This window comes from Pseudoalteromonas piscicida (genome assembly GCF_000238315.3).
GTDB classification, from domain to species: Bacteria; Pseudomonadota; Gammaproteobacteria; order Enterobacterales; family Alteromonadaceae; genus Pseudoalteromonas; species Pseudoalteromonas piscicida.
Map to the genome: position 1 here is coordinate 3,402,501 of NZ_CP011924.1, position 12,809 is coordinate 3,415,309.

9 protein-coding genes and 2 rRNA genes (1 of these 11 only partly in view) are annotated in these 12,809 nt (G+C 46.0%); 6 read left to right on the forward strand and 5 right to left on the reverse strand.

Annotated elements, in window-relative coordinates:
- Positions 1 to 1,723, forward strand: a 23S ribosomal RNA gene (locus PPIS_RS15620) (it extends 1,162 nt beyond the left edge of the window).
- A gap of 166 nt (positions 1,724 to 1,889) precedes the next feature.
- Positions 1,890 to 2,003: ribosomal RNA gene (rrf, locus tag PPIS_RS15625) — 5S ribosomal RNA — on the forward strand.
- Between the two features lie 317 nt (positions 2,004 to 2,320).
- Here rrf and PPIS_RS15630 read toward each other — a convergent pair.
- Entirely contained in the window at positions 2,321 to 3,133 is an 813-nt protein-coding gene (locus PPIS_RS15630; RefSeq protein ID WP_010374351.1) for an AraC family transcriptional regulator, read from the reverse strand.
- An 80-nt stretch (positions 3,134 to 3,213) separates the two neighbouring features.
- On the opposite strand from PPIS_RS15630, the gene PPIS_RS15635 reads away from it, so the two are divergent.
- Positions 3,214 to 4,386 carry an MFS transporter gene (locus PPIS_RS15635; RefSeq protein WP_010374353.1) on the forward strand — a complete coding sequence of 391 codons (1,173 nt, stop codon included), beginning with the start codon at positions 3,214 to 3,216 and terminating at the stop codon, positions 4,384 to 4,386.
- Between the two features lie 34 nt (positions 4,387 to 4,420).
- On the opposite strand, the gene PPIS_RS15640 is transcribed toward PPIS_RS15635, so the two are convergent.
- Complete coding sequence (locus tag PPIS_RS15640; RefSeq protein ID WP_010374355.1) at positions 4,421 to 5,074, reverse strand: XRE family transcriptional regulator; 654 nt, start codon at positions 5,072 to 5,074, stop codon at positions 4,421 to 4,423.
- Positions 5,075 to 5,355: 281 nt separating this feature from the next.
- On the opposite strand from PPIS_RS15640, the gene PPIS_RS15645 reads away from it, so the two are divergent.
- Positions 5,356 to 6,768, forward strand: coding sequence for a glycosyl hydrolase family 18 protein (locus tag PPIS_RS15645; protein ID WP_010374357.1), 1,413 nt, complete (start codon positions 5,356 to 5,358; stop codon positions 6,766 to 6,768).
- Positions 6,769 to 6,893: 125 nt separating this feature from the next.
- Here PPIS_RS15645 and PPIS_RS15650 read toward each other — a convergent pair whose 3' ends face one another.
- The gene (locus PPIS_RS15650) at positions 6,894 to 7,094 is read right to left on the reverse strand and encodes a hypothetical protein (RefSeq protein ID WP_010374359.1); all 201 of its coding nucleotides are present in this window, start codon (positions 7,092 to 7,094) and stop codon (positions 6,894 to 6,896) included.
- A 115-nt stretch (positions 7,095 to 7,209) separates the two neighbouring features.
- Entirely contained in the window at positions 7,210 to 9,243 is a 2,034-nt protein-coding gene (locus PPIS_RS15655; RefSeq protein WP_026345582.1) for a glycoside hydrolase family 97 protein, read from the reverse strand.
- Between the two features lie 201 nt (positions 9,244 to 9,444).
- On the opposite strand from PPIS_RS15655, the gene PPIS_RS15660 reads away from it, so the two are divergent.
- Together PPIS_RS15660 and PPIS_RS15665 are read left to right on the forward strand one after the other, a co-directional pair.
- Positions 9,445 to 10,092, forward strand: a complete 648-nt coding sequence (locus PPIS_RS15660) for a methylamine utilization protein (protein WP_010374362.1) — start codon at positions 9,445 to 9,447, stop codon at positions 10,090 to 10,092.
- Positions 10,073 to 11,314, forward strand: coding sequence for a hypothetical protein (locus tag PPIS_RS15665; RefSeq protein WP_010374364.1), 1,242 nt, complete (start codon positions 10,073 to 10,075; stop codon positions 11,312 to 11,314). Before PPIS_RS15660 ends, PPIS_RS15665 begins: the two co-directional genes overlap by 20 nt.
- 50 nt (positions 11,315 to 11,364) lie before the next feature.
- Here the strand turns inward: PPIS_RS15665 and sthA are convergent, their stop codons facing one another.
- A complete protein-coding gene (sthA, locus tag PPIS_RS15670) occupies positions 11,365 to 12,801 on the reverse strand; it encodes a Si-specific NAD(P)(+) transhydrogenase (protein WP_019647413.1) in 1,437 nt (478 codons plus the stop codon).
- Positions 12,802 to 12,809: the final 8 nt, after the last annotated feature.

Below are 12,809 nucleotides of genomic sequence, written 5' to 3' on the forward strand. Positions count from 1 at the left end.
TATGCGGGGTAGGGGAGCGTTCTGTAAGTGGCTGAAGGTGTGCCGGGAGGCATGCTGGACATATCAGAAGTGCGAATGCTGACATGAGTAACGACAAGAGGAGTGAAAAACTCCTCCGCCGGAAGACCAAGGGTTCCTATCCCATGTTAATCAGGGTAGGGTGAGTCGACCCCTAAGGCGAGGCTGAAGAGCGTAGTCGATGGGAAACGGGTTAATATTCCCGTACTCGGTATGAATGCGATGGGGGGACGGAGCAGGCTAGGCAAGCATGGCGTTGGTTGTCCATGTGAAAGGCTGTAGGCTGGTGACTTAGGAAAATCCGGGTTGCTAAGGTTGAGAGTCGAGACGAGCCACTAAGGTGGTGAAGTTGTTGATGCCCTACTTCCAGGAAAAGCCTCTAAGCTTCAGTTCATACTGAATCGTACCCTAAACCGACACAGGTGGTCAGGTAGAGAATACTAAGGCGCTTGAGAGAACTCGGGTGAAGGAACTAGGCAAAATTGTACCGTAACTTCGGGAGAAGGTACGCTCTTGTTTGTGAAGGACTTGCTCTGTAAGCAAACGAGAGCCGCAGTGACCAGGTGGCTGGGACTGTTTATTAAAAACACAGCACTGTGCAAAATCGTAAGATGACGTATACGGTGTGACACCTGCCCGGTGCCGGAAGGTTAATTGATGGGGTTAGCTTAGGCGAAGCTCTTGATCGAAGCCCCGGTAAACGGCGGCCGTAACTATAACGGTCCTAAGGTAGCGAAATTCCTTGTCGGGTAAGTTCCGACCTGCACGAATGGTGTAACCATGGCCACGCTGTCTCCACCCGAGACTCAGTGAAATTGAAATCGCAGTGAAGATGCTGTGTACCCGCGGCTAGACGGAAAGACCCCGTGAACCTTTACTACAGCTTGGCACTGAACATTGACCCTACATGTGTAGGATAGGTGGGAGGCTTTGAAGCAGAGACGCTAGTTTCTGTGGAGCCGACCTTGAAATACCACCCTTGTAGTGTTGATGTTCTAACTTAGGCCCCTGAATCGGGGTTGAGGACAGTGCCTGGTGGGTAGTTTGACTGGGGCGGTCTCCTCCCAAAGAGTAACGGAGGAGCACGAAGGTTTGCTAAGTACGGTCGGACATCGTACGGTTAGTGTAATGGTAGAAGCAAGCTTAACTGCGAGACAGACACGTCGAGCAGGTACGAAAGTAGGTCATAGTGATCCGGTGGTTCTGAATGGAAGGGCCATCGCTCAACGGATAAAAGGTACTCCGGGGATAACAGGCTGATACCGCCCAAGAGTTCATATCGACGGCGGTGTTTGGCACCTCGATGTCGGCTCATCACATCCTGGGGCTGAAGTCGGTCCCAAGGGTATGGCTGTTCGCCATTTAAAGTGGTACGCGAGCTGGGTTTAGAACGTCGTGAGACAGTTCGGTCCCTATCTGCCGTGGGCGTTTGAGAATTGAGAGGGGCTGCTCCTAGTACGAGAGGACCGGAGTGGACGAACCGCTGGTGTTCGGGTTGTGATGCCAATTGCATTGCCCGGTAGCTACGTTCGGAACTGATAACCGCTGAAAGCATCTAAGCGGGAAGCAGGCATCGAGATGAGTTCTCACTTTGACTTAGAGTCAACTGAAGGGCCGTTGAAGACTACAACGTTGATAGGCGAGATGTGGAAGTGCTGTGAGGCATTAAGCTAACTCGTACTAATTACCCGTGAGGCTTAACCATACAACGCCAAAGTGGTTTACTAGAATTGTTCCAGACAATTCCTAGCATGACCTCCATCCATGGAGGCCTTAGCTAACAGAAGTTAATAGACTAAAGTAGACAAAGAATTTAATAGCTTTTTCCGGATTTACATTAATGAGGGAGACTTCATTGATGAACAGAATTTCCTGGTGACTATAGCGTTTTGGACCCACCTGACCCCATGCCGAACTCAGAAGTGAAACAAAACAGCGTCGATGATAGTGTGGATTACCCATGTGAAAGTAGAACATCGCCAGGGCCAAATAAGAGAAACCCGTTGCAGCAATGCGACGGGTTTTTTGCTGTTTGGGGTATAGAAATTTGAGATATAAAAAATCTCGCAAGCTAATCAACACATCGCGAGGTGAACTCGCTCCCACCACAGTATCAACACAGTACAACACAGTACAACACGGTTAGGTGGTTCACCCACCGATGGGTTGCAATGAAATTCCGGAAAAAACCTCGCGAGGTAAACTCGCTCCCACCACAGTACAACACGGTTAGGTGGTTTACCCGCCGATTTGTGCATTCATAATATTTAGTGGGAAAGTATTTATTGATCCCAAATTACCATTACTTTTTAATGTACTGTCCCGGTGGTTTGCCAAAGACTTTTTTAAACGCATTGCTAAATGCAGCGGTAGATTCAAAACCCAAATATTCAGCTGCTTGTTGCTGAGAATATCCATCTTTCAAAAGCTCAATCGCTTTGATAGCTCTTAGTTTTTGGCGCCAATCACTGAACCCCATCATAAAGCATTTATGAAATAAGCGGTTGAGTGTACGGGTTGATGCGCCGACCTGTTCACTCCATGTTTCTAAATTTATTTTGCATCCTGGGTTATTGTGCAACTCTGTCACAATGGGCAAAATTCTCGCGTCTTGGGCACTTGGAATAAAAAAATGGCAACTTGTAGCCGACGTTAGCCTATCAATAAAGACCGTAATAAATCGCTCTGTTTTTTCATCTAAGTGGTACTCTTCCTGCCAAGTACAGATCTCCAGTATAAATTGCTTCAGTAGTTCATCTACCGCAATTAGCTTCGCTTTATTCCCTAGTAACTCGGTGTATTTATTGTCGATATAGACACTACGAAAATCCCCACCGTAGCGACAATATGTCTCATGTGGAAGGCCCGGAGGTAACCATAAAGCTTGGTCTGGCGGGATCACGAAAGTGCCTTCAGGAGTCACAATTGTGATGACTCCATTGCTTGTATATGCAAGCTGCCCCCACTCATGTTGGTGTCTTTGAACATGCTCCCACTCTGCTTTTTTTACCGCTCTTGGCAGGATTGGTCGGCCAAGGCTTGGCTTTAAGAAGCGCTTATATTTGGGCTGAATACGCCAAGGAGAAGTTGTCTGTTTTGATAAAGAACTTGGCATAATTATGTATATCAGAAATTAACGTGTGGCCATATTATAGCCATAACTTTTTAATAGTTGTGCTTTATGTGGAGATAATCATGAAGAATGCTTCTCAAGGATGGCAAAGTCCTTTTAATTTCTTAGTGCTCGCTACTGTAGTTATGGCCGTTACGTTCGCAGGTTGGATGGCTATGCTCAATAACTTTGCGATTGAAGCCGCAAACTTCAATGGCGCTAATATGGGAATGTTGCAATCCCTGCGTGAGATCCCCGGGTTTTTAGCGTTTACAGCGGTATTTGTTTTATTGGTGTTAAAGGAGCAAACCTTCGCACTGATCAGTTTATGTTTGTTATCGCTTGGCGTCGCGATTACGGGCTTGTTGCCTACTATTTATGGTTTGTATGCAACCACAGTGTTAATGTCGATAGGTTTTCACTACTTCGAGACGCTGAATCAATCACTCAGTTTACAATGGTTCAATAAAGATGAGGCGCCGGCCAAACTGGGTATCTTGCTTTCTATTAAATCCATCGCCTCTCTGATCACCTATGCGGTGATATGGCTGGGTTTTAGCTACTTCTCTGCAGACTATCAGTGGATGTATCTGCTTATTGGAGGGGTTGGCTTTATCATTGCGCTATTTATGTTTATCGGCTTTCCTATCTTTGAAATGCATACTACGCAGCATAAAAAGCTTATTTTGAGAAAAGAGTACGGCCTATATTATGCCTTGATTTTCTTCTCGGGTGCGAGACGACAAATATTTATGGTGTTTGCGGGTTTTTTAATGGTAGAAAAGTTTGGTTTTGATGTTGCACAGATCACCACGCTTTATATGTTGAATCATTTGATAAACATATTTATTGCCCCCAAGATTGGTCAAATGATTGGGCATATTGGTGAGCGTAAAACACTGACAATCGAATATGTGGGACTCATTTTTGTATTTATTGGTTATGCATTGGTAGAGTCAGCAAGCTTTGCAGCAGCGCTTTATGTCATCGACCATCTGTTTTTTGCGATGGCTATTGCACTCAAAACGTATTTTCAAAAAATTGCTCGGCCAGAAGATATCGCAGCAACAGCTGGGGTTAGTTTTACCATTAACCATATTGCTGCAGTAGTGATCCCTGCAAGCTTTGGCTTAGTATGGTTATACGATCAATCCTTAGTATTTTACTTTGGTGCTGCACTTGCGGTGTGCTCATTGGTGTTGAGCCAGTTTGTGAATACAGCAAATGTGCAGGAAAAGCTGGCTAAGTCCGTGTGATGCTCCAGCATCACACGGATAGTGACGTTGCAGTTTAGATACTGCGACCACACCAAACAACACGCCCTGCAATGCCGTGACTGTCGGCATTATCAGCGGTGATCTCCCAGCTTGGGTAATCAGGGTTATCACTGATCACTTTGAGCTGGTTATGCCTTTGTTGCACTCGCTTAGCCATTAAACCCTCATCCGTTTGAACGATATAAACTGCATCTTTACTAGGTTGATTCTGTGAAAGGTCAACGAGTACCATATCGCCGTCTAGCAAGGTGGGCTGCATACTATCACCACGGATAGAGACAAAGGCGAGCTTCTCAGAATACACGCCAAGATGGGAGTTTAGCCAACGACGGTTGAGTGCAAACTGCTCGGTGACTTCTTCATGACCAATTACACTACCCATACCTGCACTGGCCTCAATATCAAGTTTAGGTATGAGGGTAAGTTCATCTTTAAACTGACCTTGTGGTTTATCTAAGGGTTGTTCACCGGTAAGTAACCAGTTCAGATCAACGGCAAATAGGCTATAAAGGTGCTCAAGATATATCATTGAAGGACGACTTAAGCCGCGACAAATACGGTAAATATGGGAAGGGGATTTACCTGTTAGCTGGGCAAATTGGCGTTTATTACCACCTGAAAATTGCTCGACTAAGGTTACAAATCGTCTTGAAAATGCCGTACTCATCTCTTAATTATTCTCTTTATAGCGCCTAAACCCGCAAGCATACTGAGCTAAGCCTTATCTGTACAGTCTCGCTGCACTAGTTGGACATTTTATAAACGAGCATTATCACCGATGGATAAATGGTGTAAAGAGAAGAAGTATTTTCTATTTTCATTAGACTAAGGTCGTAGTGAGTTGCGTTGTACGAAATTTGTTCATGCTGGTAGGCTAGAATCGCAAGTTAACATTTATTTAAACTCGGCACGACTTGCTTTAGCCGATATACAACATGGAAAAAGGTAATGAAATATACAAATTTATTAATTGCACTTCCGCTCTTGGGCGCGATGGAAGTTGCACTGGCGGTAGACTGTAGCAACTTAACGCAATGGCAATCACAGCAGGTATATACAGGTGGCGACGCAGTCACTTATCAGTCAGCTAAATACACCGCGAAATGGTGGACACAAAACCAAAACCCAGCGCAAAATTCCAATACTTATGATGTCTGGCAAGCCAATGGCAGTTGTGATCCTGTAACGCCATTGCCTCAAGTTTCGGTCACTTCCCCAAGTAGTAACGCACGAGTGTTAGTGGGCTCATCAGTTAGCCTAGCGGCGGTAGTAAGCCATCCGCAAAACACCGCAATCGACAGTGTTGAATTCTATCTCGATGGCACGCTTGTCGCCTCTGACAACAGTGCACCTTATGAGGTGATGTGGCAAGCGCAGGGACTAGGTAATCGCGCATTAACTGTTTATGCAACTGATGTGTCTGGGGCACGAGGTGAATCGAGTGCGGTGAACTTCAGTGTCGTGTCTGACGAGGTTCCTCCTGGCGATCCTAATTTTAAAATTGTCGGCTATTTCCCAAGTTGGCAGGGAGCCGTGAGTGATATTCAGTTTGATAAACTCACCCATATCAATTACTCATTTTTACTACCCAATGCAGATGGCACACTGAGACCGCTTGAAAATTTAAGCAAAATGACAGCGCTAGTAAATTCGGCGCATGCCAACAATGTAAAAGTGGGGATTGCCATTGGCGGCTGGAACGGAGGCGACGATAGTGCATTTGAGACATTCGCCAGTTCACAGCAAGGCAGAGCCCGTTTCGTGCAAGAGGTCATTGCGTTTGTAGAGCAGCATAATCTAGATGGCGTTGATATGGATTGGGAATACCCAGATCCCGGAGCTTCGGCAAATAACTATGCATTACTGATGAAGGAACTGAGCGTTGAGTTACGCGCCAGAGGTAAATTCTTGACGGCAGCTGTGGTGGCGCTTGGCTATACCGGTGGTGGCGTGTTGGAATCTGTATTCCAAGATATCGACTTTTTAAATTTGATGGCGTACGACGCGAACAATACTGATCATGCCTCTATGCAATACGCCAAAGACTCAATAGCTTACTGGCAAGGTCGTGGGCTCAGTAAAGAAAAAACGGTATTAGGCGTACCATTTTATGCAAGACCTACTTGGAAAGCGTATCGCACCTTACTACAAGAGAACCCTGCCAATGCCTGTCGCGATAGTGATGGTAGCAGCTACTACAATGGTATCCCGACGATCCGCGCAAAAACGCAGTACGCTAAGCTCAATGCCGGTGGCATTATGAATTGGGAGCTATCCCATGACAGTAATGGCCCTGCGTCGCTATTAACGGCGAAATGGGAAGTTGCTAATGGTGTAACACCAAGCTATCAATGTCAGTAAATTATTACTTATAACTCAGCTCGGCGGGGAGTGAGAGCTGGCCGTTGAGCATATAGAGAGTTTGACTGAGAAATAGGCTAACTACATATTTTTATAATATCTAGCCTATATATGGTGGGAAATGTTTATAAACAGCGTTCCATTACGCTGCAGGTAACAGCCGGTGAACTTGGACGTTGACACCAGTAATCGTTATTAGTCGTTTCACACATAACGCCGGTTTCTGGTCCTCTACCACCAGCTGCTTGCGGTGTGAGTTTTACGGCAAGTTGGCTCTGTTGATAGTCTAATTGTTTTAGTTTTTTCTTTGCTAGGGTAAGTTTCATATTATTTTCCTTTGAAATAAGAATGTCTTAATTGACTATTTCACCCTACTGTATAGTTTACTAAATGTACAGATCAAAGCGGTGACTACCCAGCTGCTGGGTAGTCACCTTATGTTTAAAGCGATTTAAAGCGAATAGCAACACCGCCGCCGGCAGCCAGTTTTAATGTGAGTTTGTCGGCACTTGTTACCTTTTTACGGTAAATATTCATTTCATACGGGTTTTGTTTCCATTCGGCTTTATTACCGTCCGCGTAGATTTGCGCTTCAAAGGTTTTACCTGACTCAAGGAAATCTAAAGTAATAGGAATTTCTCTCGCTTCCTCGTCAGTTACTGCGCCCAAGAACCAATCGTTACCACTATATTGTTTATGCTTGCGCTCCTTTCTGGCAAAAACAACATAATCACCCACTTCTCCTGCAAGTGCGATACTGTGTTCCCAGTCGGTGGGTACGTCTTTGATAAATTGGAAGGCGTCTGGCTTAGCGAGGTAATTTTCTGGCAAATCGGCCGCCATTTGAATTGGACTATAAAGCACAACATAAAGCGCTAATTGTTTGGCGAGGGTGGTTTGTGGGCGGTTGGTTTTATCGCCAAGGCCGTTGAAGCCCATGTCAAAAATACCCGGAGTAAAGTCCATTGGGCCTGCTAACATGCGAGTAAAGGCGAGCATTGGCACATGCTCTGGTGGGTTTGGTGGCGTGCCCCATGCGTTGAACTCTTGCCCTCTAGCGCCTTCTCTCGCAATCCAGTTTGGATAGGTACGACGCAGGCCGGTATCTTTGATTGGTTCATGCGTATTGATACTGATCTTGTGTTTGGCCGCGAGTTTGACGTTGTCTAAGTACTCATTTGCCATAAATTGACCATCGTGCCATTCGAATTTGGCATTGCCCTTGGCATCAATGCGTTTGATGTTGCCACCATCGGCTACATAACCGGTTTTAACTTGGCGAACGCCTGCTTTTTCGTAGAGTGCGAAGGCCGCCTCCATTTGATTGCGATAGTTGCTGACGTTACCAGACGTCTCGTGATGACCAATTAGGCGTGCACCTACTTTTTCTCCGTGCTTGGCTATTTCGTCAATATTAAAGTCAGCATAGGCGTCGGTAAAGCTAAAGACATCACCGTTGAAGAACCAGTCGCCATCCCAGCCGATGTTCCAACCTTCAACCAACACGCCATCAAAGCCGTTGTCAGCGGCAAAGCTCAAATATTCTTTAGTGCGCGCCGTAGTGGCTCCATGTTTATCGCCGCTGCCCCAGGTATTTTTGTTGATGTGCATGCCCCACCAAATGCCGATATATTTACCCGGCTCAACCCAAGATACATCACCGAGCTTATTTGGCTCGTTGAGGTTTAAAATAAGGTGAGAGTTCAACAAGTCGGTGGCTTTATCGCCTATTTGCAGGGTGCGCCAAGGTGTATTGAACTTACCATTGGTTTTTACTGCAACGCCATCTGACCAAGGTGTTAGATCAGCAACAAATGTTCCCGGGCGACGCTGGTTTAAGGTCATACCCGCATAGTCAATTAGGGCCGCTTCATGCACACTGATATGAACTCCGTCTTGATTCTTTAAGGTAAACGGGGTGTGCACATGTGGGGCATCGTGCAGTGGTGTGGTGTTGTATACATATTCATAGCGATTCCAGCCACGAGCAGGGATCCACCACGCGGTACTTTTATCACTTTGTGCAAAGGCGAATTCGGTTAATTCTCTGGTGATATAAAGCGCTTGATTTTGAGCAACCTCATAACGAAAGCCGACACCGTCATCAAATACTTTTACACGCACAGTATATTGCGGCGACTTGTCTGTCTGCTTAGCAAAGGTGACTGCAAGCTCATTGTGCTTATCTTGGATCACCCGGGCTTCGCCCCAAGGCTGTTGCCAACTGCTATCGACGCTATTGCGCTGATGTGTGGTGATACTTAAGCCATCGCGCATCGATGCAGCTGTTGCGAAATCAAAACCAAGTTTAGACGGTTGAATAATGGTTTTGTCGTTAAAGCTGACTTGGTAGATCGGCTGGCTATTATCATCACTCAAGGTAAAAGTGATTTTGCCATCTGGCGAACTCACAGCTAAAGATGCGGCAAAGCTCGTAGTCGTAAACAAGCTTAATCCGATCAGGGAAAGTGACATGGGGCGCATAGTTTTTCCTTCTTGTTGTCGGCACGAAAATTCGTGTTCTTTTGCACATCAGCTAAGCTTACTGTTGTATGCTAACGTTCACGTAAAAGTTGCATACGTATTCATGCTGTAAATGCGATGAATGTAATAATTATTCCGCTCGGTCTAGTGTAGACAAGCTAAGAAAAATAATAAGGATAGGTTGAACTGCTTATGCTAAACCTAACAATTTTTGGGCGTATTGCTGTTATGATGGCAATGCTACAAGCCGGTCTAGTCAATGCCCTTGAAGTGCAAATAGTCGATGCTGATAAACAGCCACTCGCGAATGTCGCGGTGTGGTTGCAAGGAGATGGCTTTGATAACAAAAGAACGACGTTAGATTATAAAATGGAGCAAAAGGATAAAGCGTTTGTGCCACATATTTTGATGGTGCAAGCAGGCACACAAGTCTCGTTTCCGAATTTAGATCCCATTCTGCACCACGTCTATTCGTTCTCTGCTGCAAAGCCATTCGAGCTTAAGTTGTATCGCGATGACCCGAAACAAGTATTATTTGATCAAACCGGTGTGGTTGAGCTTGGTTGTAATATTCACGATTGGATGCTGGGCTATATCGTGGTTGTAGATAGCCCATTATTTGCGGTAACGGATAGCAGCGGCAAAGTATCAATTGACTTAGGTGCTCAGCAAGCCAGCGCACTAAAGCTGAATGTATGGCATGAAAGATTCGAAAATATAGACAAAATAGAACAGCATGCGCTCTCTGCTGTGAACAACACTCAAGCAATTACCTATCAAATTAAGCAAACTCTGGTTGCTCCACTTCAGGATTTCTCCGATGGCTTCGATGATTACTAAGCTCAGTGCCGCTCTGGCATTATTCGCCATAGGGCAAGTAGGTGCCGTTGAAATTTCAGGACAAGGACAACTGCAAACGACCTGGCAGCATGATGATAATCGTAAAGCTTGGTATCAGCCAGGGTGGGGCGTTACGCGTTTTGGGAAAGGGGAGTCAGATATTACGCTTAGTCGAGGCGCTATTGATTGGCGTGTAGATTTTGCCAGCGCTTGGTCTTTGCACGGGGTAACACAGTATGTGCCAGACCCAGATGACAAGCTCGGTTTTACAGAACTGTATTTGCAATATCGAACACTACCCAAAAATGGTCGCCGTTTTATTATGCGAGCAGGTGGCTTTTATCCGAAGTTTTCTATTGAGAACCCAGATATTGGCTGGTCATCACCCTATATCTACCAGTATTCGGCTATCAACGCTTGGATTGGTGAGGAAGTGCGGGTATTTGGAGGTGAAGTCGCGATTGAGCAGCCGCAGACGCGTCGTAGCCGCGGTCAGGGATTCAAAGGTGTGTTTGGTGTTTTTAAGGGGAATGATCCGGCTGGCACTTTACTCGCATGGCGAGGTTTTACCGTGCATGATAGGCAGTCGGTGTTTAACGAAAGTCTCCCCTTTGCCGCGGTAGAGTCGTTGAACACACCGCAGCTACAACATCAAGCACAGCATGTTGAACCGTTTTCGGAAGTAGATGGCCGATTTGGTTATTATCTTGGGTATCATCGCGACTTTTCAAACCGTAGTGAGATCAATGTCTATTGGTACGATAATAATGGCGATCCAAGTAAGATCAACTACCGAACTGGGCAGTATGCGTGGGACACTAAATTTATTAGTGCAGCTTGGCGTTACAAGTTAACACCGCAGACCCATATACTCGCACAAGGCATGCTGGGTAATACCGCAATGGGTGCCAATCGAGGCGTTGATAATGACTTTAATAGCTGGTTTTTGCTACTCACACATCAGCGCGATGAGTGGCGCTTTGCCTTACGGGGGGAGCAGTTCAAAGTCATCGACAAAGATGATTGGCAGTTCGACCCTAATCAAAGTGATGGCCATGCACTGACCGCTACAGTGAAGTATCGAATTAATAGCAATTGGCTTGTGGGCGGAGAGTTTTTGAGTCTGGCAACCACAGTTGCAAACCGCGAGGCCTTTAACGGTAAGCCTAAGCAAAGCGATAATGTGTGGCGACTCAGCGCGGAGTATCGCTTTAATTTATAACAATAAGCGTGACGCTCAAGGTGTCACGCTTATTTATGCCATACGATGCATTAATCCAGTAGACGATTAATGCCGTTTAGTGCTGCAACGCGATAGGCTTCGGCCATTGTTGGATAGTTAAAGGTAGTATTGATAAAGTACTCGATATTATTACCCGTTCCTTTTTGCTCCATAATGGCTTGGCCGATATGGATGATCTCGGATGCACGTTCACCAAAGCAGTGAATACCTAATATTTCTTTGGTTTCTGCATGGAACAAAATTTTCAAGCTGCCAACTTCAGTGCCTGTGATCTGTGCACGAGCCAAATGTTTAAACTGGGCGCGGCCCACTTCATAGGGAATGCGCGCAGCGGTGAGTTCTTGCTCGGTTTTACCAACAGAGCTCATTTCTGGAATGGTGTAAATGCCGGTTGGGATATCGGTTATCAAACGATCATCACAGGCACCATGCACAATCGCATTGGCTGCAATACGCCCTTGATCGAACGCTGCACTGGCTAGGCTTGGATAGCCAATCACATCTCCTACTGCGAAAATATTATCTACTTCAGTTTGATAGTGTTCGTTGACTTTAAGCTGGCCACGGCTATCAGCCTTTAGACCTACACTTGCAAGGTTGAGTGTTTCGGTATTACCGGAGCGGCCATTGGCCCATAAAATGCAGTCAGCACGTACTTTCTTGCCAGACTGTAGATGCACAATAACCCCCTTATCATGGGTCTCTACTTTCGCAAACTCCTCGTTATGGCGAATAACAATACCATTATTCCAAAAATGGTAACTGAGTGCGTCAGAGATCTCGGCATCCATAAAGGCCAATAAGCGGTCGCGGGTGTTGATGAGGTCTACCTTTGCGCCCAGTCCTTTAAAGATTGAGGCATATTCACAGCCTATGACCCCCGCGCCGTATATCAATACGCGCTGAGGATTATGCTCAAGGCTTAAAATAGTGTCGCTGTCGTAGACGCGAGGGTGGTTAAAATCAACGCCTGGTGGGCGGTATGGGCGCGAGCCTGTGGCGATCACAATGGTTTTAGCGGTGAGTAACTCTTGCGAACCATCTTGATGAATGACTTGTACCGTATTTGCGTCAACAAAGCTGGCATCGCCTTGGAATAAGTGAATGCGGTTACGACCATAAAAGCTAGAACGCAATGTTGACTGTTTTGAGATCACATCACTGGCATGGTGCAAAATATCTTGAAAGGTATGGCGCTGCGGGCGCTCGGTAAAACGATAAAGTGGATTTGCTTTATACTCAATTAGACGACTGACAGAATGACGAAGCGCTTTTGAGGGAATGGTGCCCCAGTGCACGCAGCCACCGCCAACCGCATGCTGGCGTTCGATAACCGCGACTTTCTTACCACTTTTAGAGAGGTTCATGGCGGCGCCTTCGCCGCCAGGTCCGGTGCCTATAATAATGGCATCGTATTGATAGGATTGTGGAACAGTTTCGGTTTTTTCTGCAGCTTTTTTGCTCACGGCCTCAC

What these genes read in the sequence shown, in the direction of transcription:
- PPIS_RS15630 (WP_010374351.1), bottom strand. Translation starts at nt 3,133, where the DNA reads ATGCCAAGTTCTTTATCAAAACAGACAACTTCTCCTTGGCGTATTCAG.
- PPIS_RS15635 (WP_010374353.1), top strand. Translation starts at nt 3,214, where the DNA reads ATGAAGAATGCTTCTCAAGGATGGCAAAGTCCTTTTAATTTCTTAGTG.
- PPIS_RS15640 (WP_010374355.1), bottom strand. Translation starts at nt 5,074, where the DNA reads ATGAGTACGGCATTTTCAAGACGATTTGTAACCTTAGTCGAGCAATTT.
- PPIS_RS15645 (WP_010374357.1), top strand. Translation starts at nt 5,356, where the DNA reads ATGAAATATACAAATTTATTAATTGCACTTCCGCTCTTGGGCGCGATG.
- PPIS_RS15650 (WP_010374359.1), bottom strand. Translation starts at nt 7,094, where the DNA reads ATGAAACTTACCCTAGCAAAGAAAAAACTAAAACAATTAGACTATCAA.
- PPIS_RS15655 (WP_026345582.1), bottom strand. Translation starts at nt 9,243, where the DNA reads ATGTCACTTTCCCTGATCGGATTAAGCTTGTTTACGACTACGAGCTTT.
- PPIS_RS15660 (WP_010374362.1), top strand. Translation starts at nt 9,445, where the DNA reads ATGCTAAACCTAACAATTTTTGGGCGTATTGCTGTTATGATGGCAATG.
- PPIS_RS15665 (WP_010374364.1), top strand. Translation starts at nt 10,073, where the DNA reads ATGGCTTCGATGATTACTAAGCTCAGTGCCGCTCTGGCATTATTCGCC.